Origin of the sequence: Bacillus cereus group sp. MYBK5-2 (assembly GCF_051915685.1) — a bacterium.
In the GTDB taxonomy this organism is placed as follows: domain Bacteria; phylum Bacillota; class Bacilli; order Bacillales; family Bacillaceae_G; genus Bacillus_A; species Bacillus_A cereus.
Genome location: NZ_JBQAFE010000018.1, coordinates 1 through 19,023, shown reverse-complemented (window position 1 = coordinate 19,023; position 19,023 = coordinate 1). Strand labels below are relative to the sequence as shown.

Sequence of the window (19,023 nt, the reverse complement as noted above, 5' to 3'; positions counted from 1 at the left end):
CCATTTAAAGGTATCTGCTTCTTTTTACATAGATTCTATAATCATTTGTCTTTCATACCACTTGTTTAGTTTTTCATTAACGCTTTTTGAAATACGCTTCATTTTGTTATTACAGAACCTTGATAGCGTAGCAGGGGATAGACCTATTTCATCTGCTATCTCACGCATTGTTTTATTTTGATGCATATGCTGATACATAATTTTTTCTCTTATCACATCTTCTGATCCTTCAGGAGGTTGTTTTACTGTCTCTGCAATATAATAGTCCTCCTGCTTCTCTTGCATACCTATTACTTTTTTCTTTACCATACTATCTATATTATTCATCAATTCTTTTGGTGGTAAGATAATGATTCCTAATTTGGAATAGTAATTTTTAAACCAATTACGTTCTCCTATCTTTGTTTCATCCAATTCCTCTGCATACGCCCAATGTGAAATTACATTTTCTTTTTCTAAATCATTTAGAACATTTTCTAGTTGTTCACGAATTCGAGTTGGGCGCCCCTTTGTAGTTGTAATGCCCATTACAGATAGTAAACCTTTTTCTCCACCAATGGAGTATGGTCTTTTTAAAGTACTGTATTGTTGACGGATTCGCCACTGCCAGGATAAATAACGTATTAAACGTTTATGAAACTTGTGTCTATAGCTATTATACTCTAATGCTTTTTTGGATAATAAAGCAGTTGTGCTATTAGATCCATACAAATAGCCCGATAAAAAACTACCTGGTTTAATCTTACAGGATTCTATCCCCATATATTCATTAGTATTCTTATCTCTCCATAATACTACAGAGTCCAGCACGAATAGCCTTTTGATTACTTCACGTTTTACTTCAAATTTTTCCCCAGTTTCAGCTTGATCGTTCAATACTACAACTTCATTATCATCATTCAAATAAATAAAGATGCTTGCTAACGCTGCAATACGTTGCGCTACTTTTATCTTATCTTCTGCACGATAATACTCTACACCGTTTGCTGAGGCTTTCGGCATATTACATAATTCCAACACATTTTCATAACTAAAATCTATGAATTCATCTGGAGATTTAGCTTGATTTAACCATTGTATTGTAATGGTATCCAAACAGTCTGCTGTAAGATCATCCATATTACTAATTACTCCATCAACTAATATAGACCATCTTTCTGCTTCGTTTGTATTCACTAATCTCAAATCCTCATCCTTATGTGAAGATAGTTGTGCAACTCCGCTTGAATTTTTTGTTTCTAATGGCAGTACCGGTTTTGCTACTGCTTCATCTTCCTCAAAATGATTTTTTGCTATTCCATCACGCAATTGATAGTACATTGCGTCATTGGTTACAGGATAGTAATCATCAGATATATCTTCTATATGTTCTGTTACCTGACTATCTTCAAAAATTGAAATTTGAGTTGGTTCAACTGCTTCAACTTTTCCTCCGAATTCTTGTTCAATGATCTTATCTAGTACATTTTGAATCTCAATTTTATATTTATTCAGATTGGCATAAATGTTTAACAACGATATTCCTTGCTCTTGTTTCTGACCTAACCAAGAAACCAGTGTCGAAAAGGAAGGGGACATATTAGCTGATGTTACTAATTTATCGTGATTCTCTTGTACTTCTTTATAATATTTATTCCATTTGGCCCATAACTGCTTGTTTTCTTCATAAATTGGAGCAGCAAGTAGGAGGGCGTCACTGAACAATGCTAATACTTTCTCCATATTTAGTTACCTCCTAACAATGTTATTAACCAATATACTTTAAATCCTAACATTATGAAACGTCATAGCTATATGATGGCTACATAACCTTTAAATTGAAATGTTATCTGAATAATCCGCACAATTATTGATTTTTACGCGTTCTACTGTGGATTATTTAATTTCTCTTTACTTGTCTTTAATTATATAAAACTGCTTCTATTTGTAAAATCATTACTTTACAATACAATTTCAATTTTTAAAAGTTTTTAATGCTCAAATTTAGTTATAGTTACATTTTTAACATCTATATTTTTGATTCGTAAAGTTGTAAACCCAAGTAGTAAATATGCTGATGTAAGTCCTTGGATATCGTATTCTTCAGTTTTCCATTCCCTAAATCTTCTTTATCAACAATAATAGTTTTGGGGTGACTTGATTTGTTAGCTTAATAATTATTGGGCTTTCCACTAATAGGACCAAAGTAAACAATAAAAGCGCTTGCATAATTAAAAATCCGAGTTATAATACTTGTATACAAGTATACTTGATTAACATGAGGTGGATTTATGACAAAACCAATGGAATTTCTTTATCCTGAAAAATGGCTTTCAAAAGCTTCTACAGGTGATCGTGTTGCGAGCGAATTGAGAATGCGCATTATTGCAGGTGTAATTGAAAGCGGTACCATCCTGTCAGAAAATAAAATAGCTGCCGATTTTTCTGTAAGTCGGTCACCCGTTCGTGAAGCATTAAAATTACTAGCTTCTGAAAATATTATTCGCTTAGAAAGAATGGGCGCAGTTGTCATTGGTTTAACCGAGAAAGAAATCGAAGAAATATATGATGTTCGTTTACTCATAGAAACGTTTATCTTTGAGCGACTTGGAAAGATGGGCACAAATGATTTAGTAAGAGAACTAAATAAAATAATGGAAATGATGAAAATCGCCATTAAATATCATGATTCTGATGAATTTTCTTATCAAGATCTCTTATTCCATGAAACGATTATTCGAACCATTGAGCATTCCTACATCCTGATGATTTGGAATAATGTAAAGCCTGTAATGGAAAGCTTAATCCTTTTATCAATGCGTACTCGTTTCAAGGAAAAGTACGAAGACTTTGAACGGATTATTAAAAATCATGAGCTTTATATAAAAGCAATCGAATCAAAAGATCGAGCCCTCATGATTGAGGCCTTACATCAAAACTTTGATGATGTTCAAGGGAAAGTCGAAGACCTCTGGATGTCACAACAAATGTTATCTAAAGGAGTTGAGCAAGGACATGAGTAGCTATATGTTAGGTATAGATATCGGTACAACAAGTACGAAAGCAGTTTTATTTACTGAAAAAGGCGAAGTCATCCAAACCGAGAATATTGGTTATCCCCTTCGCACGCCGGATATATCCACAGCGGAACAAGATCCAGAAGAGATTTTCCAAGCTGTTTTACAAGCGATATCAAATATAACGAAACAGCATTCAGATAAAAAACCATCGTTTATTTCATTTAGCAGTGCTATGCATAGTGTCATTGCCATGGATGAAAATGATCAGCCGCTGACACCTTGTATCACTTGGGCAGATAATCGCAGTGAGGCATGGGCACATAAAATCAAAGATGAACTGAATGGCCATGAAGTTTATAGACGAACAGGAACACCTATTCACCCAATGTCACCATTAAGTAAAATTACATGGATTGTGAATGATCATCCGGAAATTGCTATTAGAACGAAGAAATATATTGGAATCAAAGAATATATCTTCAAACAATTCTTTGATCAATATGTTGTTGATCATTCCATCGCCTCGTGCATGGGTATGATGAACTTAAAAAAACTAGATTGGGATGAGGAAGCTTTAAAAATTGCTGGTATAACATCAGCTCAATTATCTGAACTCGTACCAACCACCCAAATATTTAGCAACTGCAATCCAGATTTAGCCCAAAAGATTGGTATCGATTCCCAAACACCATTTGTCATTGGTGCCAGTGATGGGGTGCTTTCTAATCTAGGTGTGAATGCAATTCGGAAAGGGGAGATTGCTGTCACAATTGGGACAAGTGGTGCTATTCGAACCATCATTGATAAACCCCAAACAGATAAAAAAGGAAGAATATTTTGTTATGCCTTAACGGAAAAGCATTGGGTAATTGGTGGTCCGGTAAACAATGGAGGAATGGTCCTTCGCTGGATTCGTGATGAACTTGCTTCATCAGAAGTAGAAACTGCGAAAAGACTAGGAATTGATCCATACGATGTATTAACTAAAATAGCTGAACGCGTGAGACCTGGTGCAGACGGATTATTATTCCATCCATACCTCGCAGGGGAACGTGCACCATTATGGAATCCAGATGTACGTGGCTCCTTCTTCGGTTTAACGATGTCACATAAGAAGGAACATATGATTCGTGCAGCTTTAGAAGGCGTTATATATAATTTATACACTGTATTTTTAGCATTAACCGAATGCATGGATGGTCCTGTAACTCGTATTCAAGCAACAGGCGGCTTCGCAAGGTCTGACGTTTGGCGACAGATGATGTCCGATATTTTCGCATCTGAAGTCGTTGTTCCAAAGAGCTACGAAAGCTCTTGTCTAGGTGCATGTATATTAGGTCTCTATGCCACAGGAAAAATTGATTCTTTTGAAATCGTTTCCGAAATGGTTGGCAGTACCTACAAACATACACCGAAAGAAGAAGCAACAAAAGAATACAGACAATTACTGCCTATATTTATTAACCTATCAAGAGCGCTAGAAGATGATTATACACGAATTGCAAATTATCAAAGAAATTTAATAAAGTAAAACTTTCATCAGTAATCCCCCATGCCTCGTTTCTATCTAAATCTCGAGGTGGGGGCCTTACTGCCCACGAATAGCGGGATCAATACAAATACAGCTAAGATTAGGGGGGAACTACGATGCCATTAGTCATTGTAGCAATTGGGATTTTAGCATTACTTTTACTGATTATGCGCTTTAAATTAAATACCTTTATTTCATTAATCATTGTATCAGTCGGGGTTGCGTTAGCACTTGGAATGCCACCAGAAAAGATTTTTAAAACCATTGAAGCGGGATTAGGGGGAACACTTGGTCATTTAGCACTCGTTTTTGGACTTGGTGCAATGTTAGGTAAGTTGCTTTCAGATTCTGGGGGCGCACAACGCATTGCCATGACCCTTGTGAAAAAATTTGGTGAAAAGAACATTCAATGGGCTGTTGTGACTGCCTCATTTATTATCGGGATTGCATTATTTTTTGAAGTAGGATTAGTATTATTAATTCCGATTGTATTTGCAATTTCAAGAGAATTAAAAGTTTCTATCTTATATCTCGGTATTTCGATGGCAGCTGCTTTATCTGTAACACACGGATTTTTACCGCCACACCCAGGACCAACTGCTATCGCTGGTGAATTGCATGCAAACATCGGTGAAGTATTACTTTACGGTTTTATGATAGCGGTTCCAACGGTTGTGTTAGCTGGACCTGTATTTACTAAACTTGCAAAAAAACTAGTACCTGATGCGTTCACAAAAACCGGTAATATCAATTCTTTAGGTGAGCAGAAAGTATTTAAACTTGAAGAAACTCCTGGCTTTGGAATCAGTGTTTTTACCGCTTTACTGCCTGTACTTTTAATGGCAGTCGCTACAATTATTACTTTGCTGCAAAAAACAATGGGATTCAAAGATAATAGTTTACTAGCAACTATTGAGTTTATTGGGAATGCGGATACTGCCATGTTGATATCCTTACTAGTTGCAATCTATACAATGGGATTGGCAAGAAATATTCCAATCAAAAACGTGATGGAATCTTGTACAACAGCGATCTCGAATATTGGGATGATGCTCTTAATTATTGGTGGAGGCGGCGCTTTCAAACAAGTATTAATTGATGGCGGCGTTGGTAACTATGTAGCCGAATTATTCAAAGGAACTTCATTATCACCCATCTTGCTCGCATGGATTATCGCTGCCATCTTACGTATTTCATTGGGGTCTGCTACGGTTGCTGCATTAACAACTGTCGGTTTAGTGATTCCGATGTTAGGTCAATCTGATGTTAACCTTGCTTTAGTTGTCCTTGCAACAGGGGCTGGTAGTTTAATTGCTTCACACGTGAACGATGCTGGTTTCTGGATGTTCAAAGAGTACTTTGGTTTAAGCATGAAAGAAACATTTGCAACATGGACGTTACTTGAGACTATCGTTTCTGTAGCCGGATTAGGGTTTACTTTATTATTAAGTTTATTTGTATAGATCTTTCTAAACAGTAAAAGGGATACGGAAGCTGTTTAATGTGATTTTTCATAATTAACCGGGGTTATTTTTCATGATTGATTAATAAGGATGACAATTTCTCTTTATTTTTTAACTTGATAGTGATGTGCCGTGTCCCTATAACCTTATGTACGAATACTGGCGGAGCCTATTGAAATGAAAAAGATTGATTATTTGATTAAAGTGATATTTTAGGTATATATACTATAATACAGAGTAACATACATGGAAAGGAACGATGGAATATGGAAAAGTTACAAATTGGAGTTGTTGGTGTGGGCGTTATGGGAAAAAGCCTCGCACTTAACTTTGAGAGCAAAGGGTATTCTGTTGCCCTATATGATATTTCAAAGGAAAAAGTTGATGAAATCATTGAGGAAAACCGTGGTAAAAACTTAGTGGGTACTCATATAGTTGAAGAGTTTGTTAACTCACTTGAATCACCTAGAAAGATTTTATTAATGGTTAATGCAGGGGAAATTACAGATAAGGCGATTGATTCTCTAGTCCCTCACCTTGATAAAGGTGATATTTTAATTGATGGTGGTAATACATACTTTGTCGATACAATTCGCCGAAACAAACGTCTTGCCGAAGAAGGAATCAATTTCATCGGGGCAGGTGTGTCAGGCGGCGAAGAGGGTGCATTGAAGGGACCATCTATTATGCCAGGTGGACAGAAGGATGCATACGAAAAAGTAAAAGATATGCTTGAAAACATCTCTGCAAAAGTGAATAACGATCCTTGCTGTTCTTATATCGGACCTAATGGGGCAGGCCACTATGTAAAGATGGTTCATAACGGTATTGAGTATGGAGATATGCAATTAATTTGTGAAGCATATTTCTTCTTGAAACAAACACTTGATTTGACTGCAGAAGAGTTCCATGAAATATTTGCTGAATGGAATAAAGGTGAACTGAACAGCTATCTAATTGAGATTACAGCCGATATCTTCAAGAAGAAAGATGAAGAAACTGGTAAGCCATTAGTGGATGTTATTCTTGATACTGCAGGACAAAAGGGTACAGGGAAATGGACTAGTCAAAGCGCACTTGATTTAGGTATCTCGCTGCCTATTATCACGGAATCTGTATTTGCACGTTGCATTTCTGCTTTAAAAGAAGAGCGTGTGAACGCAAGCAAAATTTTATCTGGCCCTAAAGATAAAAAAGCAATTGGAGTTGAAAAAGCTGAATTAATTGAAGCAGTGCGCCAAGCTTTATTTATGAGTAAAATTTGTTCTTATGCACAAGGATTCACGCAATTGAAGGCAGCTTCTGAGGAATATGATTGGAACCTTGATTTTGGCAGCATTTCTATGCTTTGGAGAGGCGGATGCATTATCCGTGCTGCCTTTTTACAGAACATTAAAGAGGCTTATGAGACAAACACTGATTTACCGAACCTTTTACTTGATCCATACTTTAAAGAAATTGTAGAGTCATATCAAGGCGGATTACGCCAAATTATCTCAATGGCGGTACAACAGGGCATTCCGATACCTGCATTTTCAGCAGCAATTTCTTATTATGACAGCTATCGTACTGCAAAACTACCTGCAAACTTGTTACAAGCGCAGCGCGATTATTTTGGAGCGCATACGTATAAACGAGTAGATAAAGAAGGTACATTCCACACAAAATGGATATAAAATAAGAAATGGACTAAGATTAAATTCTTAGTCCATTTTTCATCCCACAATTCGCAGGCTATAAGACTCCTACTGATGGAATTTCACTTTAAACGAATGACTGAATCAAAATGTGTTTATTTTTCCCATTTAGATGAAAAACTACATAACCTTTAAGGTGAAATGTTATCTGAATAATCCGCACAATTGTTGATTTTTACTCCTTTTATTTTGGATCATTTAAATCCTCTTTACTTGCCTTTAATTATATAAAACTGCTTCTTATTTAAAACTACATAGCCTTATCTTGGCTATAAACTCTTATTTGAAACTGCATAGCTTTATCTTGGCTATAAACTCTTATTTGAAACTATATAGCTTTATCGGGGCTATAAGCTCTTACTTGAAACTATGTAGCCTTATCTTGGCTATAAACTCTTATTTGAAACTATATAGCTTTATCGGGGCTATTACTTCTTATTTGAAACTATATAGTCTTATCACGGCTATAAGCTCTTACTTGAAACTATGTAGCCTTATCTTGGCTATTACTTCTTACTTGAAACTATATAGCCTTATCACGGCTATAAGCTCTTACTTGAAACAATGTAGCCTTATAACGGCTATTACTTCTTACTTGAAACTATGTAGCCTTATAACGGCTATAAACTCTTATTTGAAACAATGTAGCCTTATCACGGCTATTACTTCTTACTTGAAACTATGTAGCCTTATCTTGGCTATAAACTCTTATTTGAAACTATATAGCCTTATCACGGCTATAAGCTCTTACTTGAAACTATGTAGCCTTATCACGGCTATTACTTCTTACTTATAATAATAAATAGCTATATTGTGGTTATAATTTCGTAATTTATGAAACGTTATAGCTATATGATGGCTACAACTTTAAAAAAATGAAACGAGAATATCCTGAAAATCATTCAACTAAAAAAATTTTTATTCTATGTAAATTACTAATAAACGTTGATATAAAGCCATTTCATTAAATATGAAAGAAAACGCAATAAAATTATTATAGCTATATGATGGCTACAACTTTCACTTTAAAACTTCAAAAAACCTATATATACCAAGGGTTACAGCAGCTTTCAATAAAATATAACTTATTTTAAAAACATGAAACGTTATAGCTATATGACGGCAGGAAACATGAAACGAAATGAAACGTTTATAGCGGTATGATGGCAACAACTTTTCATTTAAAAACAGTTATAACTCCCTATATATCAGTATTTATACGAAATTTATAGAAATTTCTTAGTCAATCCAAAACATGAAACGTTATAGCTATATGATGGCTACAACTTTAAAACGAAATTAGTGTAAAACCCTATAAAATCAATGGTTTAGTAAGATTCATCCCACAACATACTACGTTTCATATTCAAAAAACTTCATAGCCCTATGGTGGCAACAAACTTTTTTTTATGAAACGTCAAATCCCTTGTCCCCCAAGGGATTTGGGCACGTTTCATTTTTTTATTTTTCCTCTTAAAGGGACAGATTTCACCAGTATTCGATTTGATATAATCAAAAATGAAATTCTATATCTAATTGTGGGGAAAACTGCAACTTAACATAAAAGGAGGTGAAAAAGATGGCAAAACCTTTCGTTATAAAGAACAAACGTAGTTTGAATGGTGAAACAACAACACCGGTAATTGTAACAATTAAATCATGGCAAAAGTTAGTAGATGCTTTAGAAAGTAAGTATTACAGTTTTAAAGATACTTATCTAGAAGACATTGTGAATTCAATGTCCTATGAAGAACGAATTGCAGATGAAGAGGGATTTGTTGAACAAGCAAAGCCATCTTTTTCACTGAAAATGAAAAAGATTGTAGATAAAGTAAGTGAATTTGATAAAAACGAAGGCAGAAAACATAAGCTATATGGAATTACAAATGCTGATTTAGAAGTATTTCTATTTCTTCATAAAAAATGTAATACATATGGTGAGCTTTCGCATGTATCGATCCATATGCTTTGGGAAGATTATAAAAATTATAAAGAAGCATTTGCACATATTCACCACTCACAATTTTATGTAGCTTTGAAGAAGTTAAGTTTCCATAACATCATTACAATCGAAAATGAGTACAGTGGTAAATATAAAATTACCTTAACTGATTTCATGAATAAAGAAACGAATAAAGCAAATGCATATACATTTATTAGCCCGATAGTATTTACCAAAGAATTCTTTGAGTTATCCATTGCAGCTAAGAAACTATTCATGGATGTAGCAATGCAACAGAAACGCGAAACTACCCTGAAACGTTCTTTATTCAAAGTTGATGAGCAAGGAAGCTCAACACACTTTGGTGGTATGTATCGTTACTTACATAAAAAATACCCACATCAGATTCGTGCTGTACTTGAGGAATTAGAAACAAAACTTTCTGCTACTGGATCTCCTTTATTTAAAATTTGCAAGTTAGAAAAAGGGAAGAAGAATAAAAAGCAATACACAACATTGCATTTATCTGTACATCCTGATTTCTTATGCGCAAAAGAAGAAGGAGCAGAATACCGTGATCCATTTACACCACGAGATACATATAAGCGTAAAGCTACATTCATAGAAAACTTGTTAGTTGAAATGAATATTGCTGAATTTACAAAGGATATGAACCAATTCATTAACGTTTTAAAACACTCCTGTCATCGTCAAATTCGACAAGTAGTTCGTGGCTTACGGGAAATGATTGATCGACAAGAAGGATATCCGAAAAAGCTTGTTTATACACTAAGTAAATTATTAAAGCAATCTTCTCAATATCGTGTATTAGACACAGCTGCTAAAACTGGTATTTATCCTTTAATTACACAAAATGTACCTAAACATGAACAAGAAGAGGCCATTTTTAAATTTGGTACTCATTTTGCTATATACTCTTTACGCAATGTTCAAAAGCTATTCCGTAAAGCGCATGACCTGCTTCATGCGAAATATGCTGTACCTGTAACTATAGATGCATATCATCGTAATTACATGCAGTATCAAGAGGAATCACTATTTAGAAAATATGCTTATGAGCAGGGCGTAAATATTAACGCATATACAGCATTAGAAATTGAAATTCGCGAACTATTAAAGTCTAGTGGGTATAAAGGAAATCAAATCCCTAGCGATATTCGTGAACTGTTCATTGAAAAAATTGATAAATTGCCGAAGGAAAAGATTCGTGTAATTGAAGTCCCTGAAGACTTTGATTTAATTCCGTTTCTACAATCTTTAGAAGCATATTACCGTTCAACAAACGAAATACCACATACGGTTGATCAGCTGCTTCCAGCAATGCAATGATACAGCTCTCTATTTTTGAAAAAAGCAAAAGTGGAGGGCTATTCGTGTTGGAGATAACATGTGAAGAGTATTACTTCAAACAAAACAGAGAGTAAGTTTTCAATTTTAATGATCACGACTCTCTATTTTTTATGCAATTACATACATTGCACGTAAATCAAAATAAGATATTCACAATTTCCGTTTTTTTAAATCTGAATTTTCGATTCTTTTTTGTCATTTTATCTACAAAAAAGAATAAATAATTTTTGTAATTCTGTTGATATCTTAATAATTTTAACCTGATGTGTATAAGATAAAGCCTTAAGTACTGTTCTTATCATGTTTTATCTCTAAATCTACTTAAAATCAGAAAAACTTCTGTTAGTTATGTTTAAAAAGTGGATTCTGTTCCTAACTTTGATCTATTTGTTAATAAATTGTGTGTAGTTTTTAAGAAATGTGGAAAGCTTGTTCATAAATCAGCAAAATTTGCATTTATTATTTATTCATTTACTCGCATCAAATTAACGATGATTATATGTAGTTTTTATATACCTACTTTACGATATTTTGTAGTTTTTAATCATCATCCAGCTCATTAAGTTCATTCCCAGTATTTACTTTTTATGATTTTTTACGGCTAGAGTAATGATGAACCCTTAGCACAGCCATGTTTTAAGACGATTTTTTCTCTGTATAAAAGTATTATCTTTTCTCTTTATATATATTAAAGATATATATTATATTAGGTTTTTATATTGTGTAATACTTACTATAGAGAATAGATCCTGTGTAAAACCAATTTCATTTCTTAATGGAATTGGTTTTTTTATGTACTTTAATAAACAGTATATTTAGTTTTAATCATTCTAAAAAACTTTTGATATAAAACAAAATTTTTTTTATTTCTCTTAGATTTCCGAAAAAAGTAAATCATACTTAAAGTAGACAGTTGATTAGTGGAAATTACAATGAACTTTGTAATCTCCTAACCATTTAAAAAGAGAGGTGAAGACATGGTAAAAAAGAAATCCCAGAAAAATGCCGAAAAAAAGAAATTTACATTCTTTAAAAACGCAAAGAATAAAACAACTGAAATATTAGATATGCAACAAGAAAATTCAGAAGCACTTAAAGAAAAGAAGAAACGTAAAACAAGGGAGAAAGTTCCAGCAATAACAGGAAGAAAAGTAGGTAAGGTTACATTTTGGTGTGTGATGGGATTCGTGTTTGCAGGAAGCTCCCTTTCATTTATCCAACTTGCCGGTCCTCCTAGAGCAGTAGCTGTTCAGGAAAAGAAGGAGGAACCCGTAAAAATTAAAATGTCAGAAGCAGAATTAATTGCATATGCGAATAGTTTTGCCGCTAATTATTTTAATTGGAAAGTTGATATGAATGTAGCTGAAGATCGAAAAAAACGATTAGAGAAATTTCTAGTTGAAGGATCCGATGAGCAAGGTGGATTAAATAGAGATACTTTAAAAAACGCTTCTAGTACTTTAGTTAAATCGGAAGCAGTAGAGGTCCGACAAAAAGGAAATGAAGCAGAAGTTACATTAAAAATCATTCAAAAACTAGAACCTGTAAATAATCCTGCTCCTGGAACGACACAGGCTCCAGACACACCGAAGGAACCAAAAGAAGTAACAAGATACTTCTCAATTCCAATTTTAATGGAGAAAGGGAAAATGGTAGTCCCAAACAATCCTACAATCGTTCATGGAGAGAGAGAAAAGGCACCTTATAAAGTAGCGACTTTCAAATCAGAAGGACGAGAAATTAATACAGATGCAGAAATAAAAAAAGTAGAACAATTTTTACAATCTGTATTTAAGGTGTATACAGAAGGAACACCAGAAGAAATTGCTTACTACTTTGAAAAAAGTAATATAACAAATGGACTAAAAGGTATTATGACATTTAGCAAATTAGAAAACCTACGAATTTATGAAGATAAGGATAAAGGATACAGAGTCTTAGTTGATGCCAAGTTAAAAGACAATGATAGCAGCTTAGAGTACACATACACATATGATTTAAATCTTGTAAATAAAGATAACAAGTTTTCAATTAGCTCTATGAAGAAATTTGAAAACACATTAGAGAAAGTGGAGGGTAAATAATTATGGAGCTTTTGGGATTAGATATGGTTGCTCAGCAATTACCTGCTATTACGGATGCAGCTGTTCTAGGTAATATTAATTTTGGGGTAAATATTAAAAACTGGTTAGTAGCTCAGTTAGGTCCAATCTTTTTAGTTTGTGCAATCCTCGGTGTAATAATTCTACTTGTAAAACGACAAATGGCAGGTTTAATTGGTTGGTTGGTACTTTGTGCAATTGTTTCAGTATTTGTGTTCACACCAGACGTATTTAAAGACCTTGGAACAAAATTATATAACTTAATTTTCAAATGATAACTATTAAAACTCATAAATTTTTAAGGAGTTGGTATAAGTGACTCAGAAACCGACTCGTAAGGAAGTAAGGACTTACAACTCTATATGGGATATTCCAAAGAGTTTATATGGGATAAGGGACATAACACTCCCTTTCCCGGTACCTTACAGACAACTGGGAATCTTTGTTGGAACACTTTTATTAATTATATTTTTAGATCAGTTTTTAGCATTAGGAGATAATGTCTTTTTTAAATATCTAATATTACCTGGTGGTATAGCGTACTTCTTTGGAAATGTAGAATTAGATGGAAAAAGCCCGCACAAATTCATATATCGATTCTTTGCATTTACATTAGAAAGAAAAAAGTTGAGTCGTTATAAAGATACAACTGGCAATATTGGAAGCTATCAATATAAGACAGTAGTTCGATTTAAGGATGATTCAATTAAGAAAAAGTAATTAATTAATCTATACGGAAGAATTAGTTTAGTCTCATATTCTTCTCTAAGGAGGCACAAATGAATCAGGTTGAATTTCCAGTCAAATATTTTCATGATAATTTGATTTTTAACCAAGATGGTTCTTGCTGGGCGTATTATGAGGCATACGGGATTCCTTATGAATTTAAAGGAGACGATGATAAAAATACGTTGTTTATGCGACAACTCGGGTTATTTTGGAATTATGAAGAAGAAAAACATCTATTAATGATACCTGTTTATCAGAATTTCAAAGAAAAAGCCGATGAGTTTAAAGAAACAGTAAGCGGTGAACTAAAAGAGCTGGCAATCGATCATACTGATGACGTTGTCCATGAGTTAGAAAGAAAATTTGGTAAAAACGCTGTAGAATATCGTTATTTTATAGGTGTAAAATTAAAAGTAAGACACATTCAAGAAGGACTTAAGGAAATGCTTTACACTGCATTCCATACCTTTAAAAACACTGCAGAACAGTTTGGATTACTTGGTGATACTAAAATACTAAAAACTGATTTGGAGATGTTTAAAAGGGAAGCTAGTGCCTTTAGAAACAAAATAAGAAAACATTTAGCCGTAAGAAGTTTAGAAACAAATGAAACACAATGGATTGTATTACGCAACTTCTATCGTACATTGGAAGCACCTGTTACAGCAGGATGGACGCCACCAGTAGTTGATGATGATTCTGCTATCTTTCCGAATCAAGAGAGTTTATTACGCTTAACAGAATCCGAAATAGACGTTAAAGGAAGACATATAGAAATGTCTCAAATCGGTTCTGATGGATTAGAGTATCCAGCATATATGAGTTTCTTATCGGCATCGAAGATTCCATATACAATGGAATTTCCAGACCAAGAGTGGATGTATATGATCCAAAATATAGATTTCCCAATCGAACTAAGTGTTCGTACAGAGAATATTAACCATCGTAAGGCTCTATCTAAACTTAATAAAAAGAAAAAAGATTTAGAAGATCAAGAAGCACATGCAAGGGAAAATGCACAAACTGTTGGGTTAAACGTATATGAAGGTGTTCAAGAAGCTACTGAATTACAAGCTCTTATACAAAAGACACGTATGCCACTAGTTAAGACATCAGTATCTTTCTGTATATGTGCTGAAGATTTAGATACAATGCGTCGAAATACCAATTCACTTATTTCTATTTATAGAGAGATGATGATTGAACTAGTAAGGCCATATGGAGATCAGTTCCTGCTGTTTAATGAATTTATCCCTGGTGCTAGAAGATATGTAAATGATTATATACACTTTATGGAGCCTGGGGTTCTGGCAGCCGGTATGTTTGGTGCAACACAAGATTTAGGTGATAATATCGGATTTTATATAGGTACAACTGGTATTTTAAACAAAGCAGTTTATATGACACCTTCTCTCGCAGCGACAAATACTGTTGCAAATCAAAAAACGAGCGCACTTTCAGTTGCGGTAACAGGAAGTACTGGTTCTGGTAAATCATTTGGAACGAACTTAATTGTTTATCTAGCAGTACTAGGAGGAGCTCAAACACTGATAGTCGATCCAAAAGGTGAGAGGGGGAACTGGACAGAAGATTTACATGGCTTAGAAGGTAAGGTAAATGTAATTACACTAGGGACTGATAGACGAGATGAAGGGAAACTAGACCCATTTATCATTCATAAACATAGTCGAAAAGATGCAATTGAGTTAGCAATGACAATTCTTACTTTCATTACAGGTATTAAACCAGATAACTCGGAAAAATTCCCGCGCTTAGCTTCAGCCGTAGAATTCGTAGCAGGAATGGAAGAGCCGTGCTTAACAGCTGTATCTCAATACCTTGAAGATAGTGAGGATAAAGTGGATCAACAATTAGCTGCTCATATTCAAGCATTTGAGAATTTATCATTTGCACACTTAATCTTTGGTGATGGAACAAATAGAGATATTGAACTTGATACAGCAGTAAATATCATACAAATTCAGCATCTTGATATGCCTGATATTCAAAAAGATCCGAAAGATTATACCTTACAAGAAAATTTATCAGTTAGTATGCTGATGTCTCTATCTTCTTTTGCAAGAAAATTCTTTCAAAAGGACCCTACTAAATTCAAAATTGTGCTATTAGATGAAGCATGGGCAATCATGGGAACTTCTCAAGGGCGAGAGTTAGCTCGTAAGCTAGTTCGTGAAGGTCGTGCCTTAAACTCTGCAGTATACTTTGCAACTCAAAGCGCAAGTGACCTTGGAGATGAGACATTTAAGAATAATATCGGTATGAAGTTCTCATTCCGTAACACAGACAGTAAAGAAATTTCTTCAATCTTAGATTTCTTTGGATTACCTGATAATGAGGAAAATCATGCGATTGTTACTAATTTAGAAACAGGACAATGCTTGTTCCAAGATATCCAAGGAAGAACAGGTGTTGTCACAATGGATGTAGTGTTTAAAGATTTATACGATGCATTCGATACAAGACCAAATGCAAGAAAGAATTATAGAAAGTCAAAAGATGATGAAAAGCAGGAAGTTAATGCAACCTTTGTCGAAGAAGGGGGAGAAAAAATAAATGTAGGAGTGAGTTAACATGGTAAAAACTAAACTAAAAAAATTAATGCTATCTAGCCTATGTGCTGGCGCTCTAATTCTGAGCGCAGCATGTGGAAATAGCGAAACAAATGTAGGAGAAGAAAAAGATAAACAGGGGCACACTCCAAGGGAAATGATGCTTGATTTTGTAAAGGCCGACTTACAACATGATTATAAAACAATACGTAAATTAGTTGTCGATGGGGAGAAAAATAAAATATTGGACCCTAATAAAGGACCTCAAAATAATTTATCTTACAAAGATTACACTGTAAAAGAATATGTGGTAGATAAGGACACAATTATGTATAACTTTATTTCAAAGAAGCCCCCTAAGAATATCGATAAAGCAGTGAAATGGGTAAGAGTAGTTCGTACAGAAGATGGGTTCAAAGTTCGAAGCTATACCGGACCTGAACGAAATGAAATTGATGAAGTAGCAAATACTAAACCGACAAATGAGTTTAGTTCCAAAGATTAATGGTTTTCCCATAAAAGGGGGAGTAACATGTAATGAAAAAGTTTATTACCCTATTGTTATTAATTTGTACTTTGCTTTTAGCATTTAATTTACTTTTTAAAGCTGCTCCAGTATATGCAGAGGAAGAACCCAGACCTTCTCTTATAGACGACATCATTCCAAAGAATAAGGAAAAATTAAAATATGAAGAATATCCACCAAGTAGTTATGGGATCGATGTTTATACTCCAGAAGGTGGATTTGGAGAATCTCTTAAATTTTGGAAATGGAAAGATAATATTAAAGAACAAATTGTAGCAACTATTTTTATATTAATTAGTATTGGGTGGTCAGTAAACCTTGCAATTAGTAGTTTTGTGACTAGTATGGTAGGCCAATCAATGAGTTTAAATATAGTAGATGATGTTGGAGATAAGTTAGGTGATGTAATCTCTAAAGCGGCAGGCTTCAATGGTTCCTGGGGTAATGGAATATATAGTGAATTAATTGGACTCATGTTAGCTTTATTAGCTTGCTGGGTTATCTGGGTAGGCTTTGTACAACGACGCCAGTCAGAGATGCTAGGAGGATTATTAAAGGCATTAGGTATTTTAGTTTTCACCCTAGGTTTTTTTGCGAATTCAAGTTATATCATCAAAGGACTTAATACTTTCTCCGAACAAGTAAATAAAACTGTTCTTGATTCAACTCAAAATATTAGTGGAGCAAGTGAAGGATATTCAAGTGGTGTCGATTCTATCACTGATTTAACACATACTCTATTAATCAAACAACCTTATACGTTATTACAGTTTGGTACAACAGATATGAAGAAAATTGGTGATGAGAGAATTAAGAAAATGTTAACAACGACAGATCCTGAAGAAAGAAAAGCTCTTTTAAAGGATGAAGTTGAGGTTCAGAAAAACCAAACACTCTCGTTAGATGCTACTTTTGAAAGAGGGGCACTTGTATTATTACTTGGAGCAATTAATCTACCTTTATGGATTGTTCTTGGATTATGTAGTATGGCAATGTTATTCTATCAATTAATGTTTATTATTGTAGCTTTAATGTCACCTGTAATGTTATTAATGGCATTAGTTCCAGCCTGGACTGGAACAGCTAAAAGGTTCTTAGCTGAATTATTTAGAACACTTTTAATGAAAGTAGCAATTGGCTTTCTTATAACTTTAATGTTTTGGGTTTCTTCAATCTTATTTAGCGCAACAGATAAGTATGGTTATTTAGTAGTTGCCGCTTTACAAGTACTTTCATTCTTAGGTGTTTGGTTATACCGTAAAACAATTTTCGATGCTATTACTACAGTACCAGCAAGTGCAGGAGCTGCACGCGCATCAGATGCTATGAGTAATATTAGGCAGAAATATCGTGATGTTAGACGTGGATCTAAGACAGTTGGAAGAGGTGTAGCAGTAGCTGGAGCCGCGGGTGTTGCAAGTGCGGCAATGGCCGGGAAAGTGGGTAAATCAGGCTATAGTAAGTTTAAACAGTTGAAAGAAAACTATGCTGATAGAAAAGAAAAGGTAGCAGATGGTAAACGCAAGGAAAAAGAACAAATGCAAGCAGAAAAAGAAAAAAATATTAATCAAATGAAAAAAGAAGAAAATTTAGGTGTTCGTGATAGAAAAGGAAATCAGGAGCAAGAAAGGGTTAAGGAAGAAGTAGCCGCAACTAAAGAGAATCCAGAATTAGCAATACGAGGGAAACATGAAGATAATAACCCTGAAATGCAACAGGCAGAACTAAAAGGTAAAGAAGAGGATGTAAAAGCGGATGTTAAACCAGTAGGGCAATCAAATGAGGAATTAAATAATAAAGAAGATGTAAAAGCTCAAGTTAGACCGGTAGCAAGTCAAAATAATGGTGGACTTGAGAATAAGCAAGGAGATGTAAAAGCGGAAACAAAACCTGGAGCAACAATTAAAACACCAAATGGTCAAACAAAGCCAGTCACAACACCACAGTCAGGAACAACACCATTACAGTCGAATCCGATTGAGAGTAAACCAATCACAACACCACAGTCAGGAACAACACCATTACAGTCGAATCCGATTGAGAGTAAACCAATCACAACACCACAGTCAGGAACAACACCATTACAGTCGAAT

At 34.3% G+C, this 19,023-nt stretch carries 12 protein-coding genes; 11 read left to right on the top strand and 1 reads right to left on the bottom strand.

The features are described from left to right. Positions 1–24 precede the first annotated feature (24 nt). Positions 25–1,722, bottom strand: a complete 1,698-nt coding sequence (locus ACTFP3_RS28975) for a helix-turn-helix domain-containing protein (RefSeq protein ID WP_440011954.1) — start codon at positions 1,720–1,722, stop codon at positions 25–27. 548 nt (positions 1,723–2,270) lie between these two features. Between ACTFP3_RS28975 and gntR the strand changes: the two genes are divergently transcribed. From gntR to ACTFP3_RS28920, 11 genes are all read left to right on the top strand, one after another. Continuing rightward, positions 2,271–3,002: a gluconate operon transcriptional repressor GntR gene (gntR, locus tag ACTFP3_RS28970; RefSeq protein ID WP_161520592.1), complete on the top strand. Its 732-nt coding sequence runs from the start codon at positions 2,271–2,273 to the stop codon at positions 3,000–3,002. Beyond that, positions 2,995–4,530, top strand: a complete 1,536-nt coding sequence (gntK, locus tag ACTFP3_RS28965) for a gluconokinase (protein ID WP_326039783.1) — start codon at positions 2,995–2,997, stop codon at positions 4,528–4,530. Before gntR ends, gntK begins: the two co-directional genes overlap by 8 nt. 116 nt (positions 4,531–4,646) lie before the next feature. Beyond that, positions 4,647–5,993 (top strand): gluconate permease GntP, encoded by a 1,347-nt coding sequence (gene gntP, locus ACTFP3_RS28960; protein ID WP_161520590.1) that lies wholly within the window; start codon positions 4,647–4,649, stop codon positions 5,991–5,993. 266 nt (positions 5,994–6,259) lie between these two features. Further along, entirely contained in the window at positions 6,260–7,669 is a 1,410-nt protein-coding gene (gene gndA, locus ACTFP3_RS28955) for an NADP-dependent phosphogluconate dehydrogenase (RefSeq protein WP_422424081.1), read from the top strand. 1,600 nt (positions 7,670–9,269) lie between these two features. Beyond that, positions 9,270–10,982, top strand: coding sequence for a hypothetical protein (locus ACTFP3_RS28950; RefSeq protein WP_440011951.1), 1,713 nt, complete (start codon positions 9,270–9,272; stop codon positions 10,980–10,982). Positions 10,983–11,980: 998 nt separating this feature from the next. After that, positions 11,981–13,087 carry a conjugal transfer protein gene (locus tag ACTFP3_RS28945; RefSeq protein WP_440011949.1) on the top strand — a complete coding sequence of 369 codons (1,107 nt, stop codon included), beginning with the start codon at positions 11,981–11,983 and terminating at the stop codon, positions 13,085–13,087. Positions 13,088–13,089: 2 nt separating this feature from the next. Then, positions 13,090–13,380 carry a hypothetical protein gene (locus tag ACTFP3_RS28940; protein ID WP_000421396.1) on the top strand — a complete coding sequence of 97 codons (291 nt, stop codon included), beginning with the start codon at positions 13,090–13,092 and terminating at the stop codon, positions 13,378–13,380. Positions 13,381–13,420: 40 nt separating this feature from the next. Further along, positions 13,421–13,825: a TcpE family conjugal transfer membrane protein gene (locus tag ACTFP3_RS28935; RefSeq protein WP_440011947.1), complete on the top strand. Its 405-nt coding sequence runs from the start codon at positions 13,421–13,423 to the stop codon at positions 13,823–13,825. 59 nt (positions 13,826–13,884) lie between these two features. After that, positions 13,885–16,425 (top strand): ATP-binding protein, encoded by a 2,541-nt coding sequence (locus tag ACTFP3_RS28930; RefSeq protein ID WP_440011945.1) that lies wholly within the window; start codon positions 13,885–13,887, stop codon positions 16,423–16,425. Position 16,426: 1 nt separating this feature from the next. Then, a complete protein-coding gene (locus tag ACTFP3_RS28925; RefSeq protein WP_071680271.1) occupies positions 16,427–16,909 on the top strand; it encodes a hypothetical protein in 483 nt (160 codons plus the stop codon). 32 nt (positions 16,910–16,941) lie between these two features. Then, a partial coding sequence (locus ACTFP3_RS28920) for a CD3337/EF1877 family mobilome membrane protein (RefSeq protein ID WP_440011943.1) occupies positions 16,942–19,023 on the top strand: 2,082 nt, incomplete at its 3' end.

Excerpts from the sequence above, each read along its gene's own strand:
- gntP (WP_161520590.1), top strand. The coding sequence starts at position 4,647 with ATGCCATTAGTCATTGTAGCAATTGGGATTTTAGCATTACTTTTACTG.
- ACTFP3_RS28940 (WP_000421396.1), top strand. The coding sequence starts at position 13,090 with ATGGAGCTTTTGGGATTAGATATGGTTGCTCAGCAATTACCTGCTATT.
- gntR (WP_161520592.1), top strand. The coding sequence starts at position 2,271 with ATGACAAAACCAATGGAATTTCTTTATCCTGAAAAATGGCTTTCAAAA.
- ACTFP3_RS28930 (WP_440011945.1), top strand. The coding sequence starts at position 13,885 with ATGAATCAGGTTGAATTTCCAGTCAAATATTTTCATGATAATTTGATT.
- gntK (WP_326039783.1), top strand. The coding sequence starts at position 2,995 with ATGAGTAGCTATATGTTAGGTATAGATATCGGTACAACAAGTACGAAA.
- gndA (WP_422424081.1), top strand. The coding sequence starts at position 6,260 with ATGGAAAAGTTACAAATTGGAGTTGTTGGTGTGGGCGTTATGGGAAAA.
- ACTFP3_RS28975 (WP_440011954.1), bottom strand. The coding sequence starts at position 1,722 with ATGGAGAAAGTATTAGCATTGTTCAGTGACGCCCTCCTACTTGCTGCT.
- ACTFP3_RS28950 (WP_440011951.1), top strand. The coding sequence starts at position 9,270 with ATGGCAAAACCTTTCGTTATAAAGAACAAACGTAGTTTGAATGGTGAA.
- ACTFP3_RS28945 (WP_440011949.1), top strand. The coding sequence starts at position 11,981 with ATGGTAAAAAAGAAATCCCAGAAAAATGCCGAAAAAAAGAAATTTACA.
- ACTFP3_RS28925 (WP_071680271.1), top strand. The coding sequence starts at position 16,427 with ATGGTAAAAACTAAACTAAAAAAATTAATGCTATCTAGCCTATGTGCT.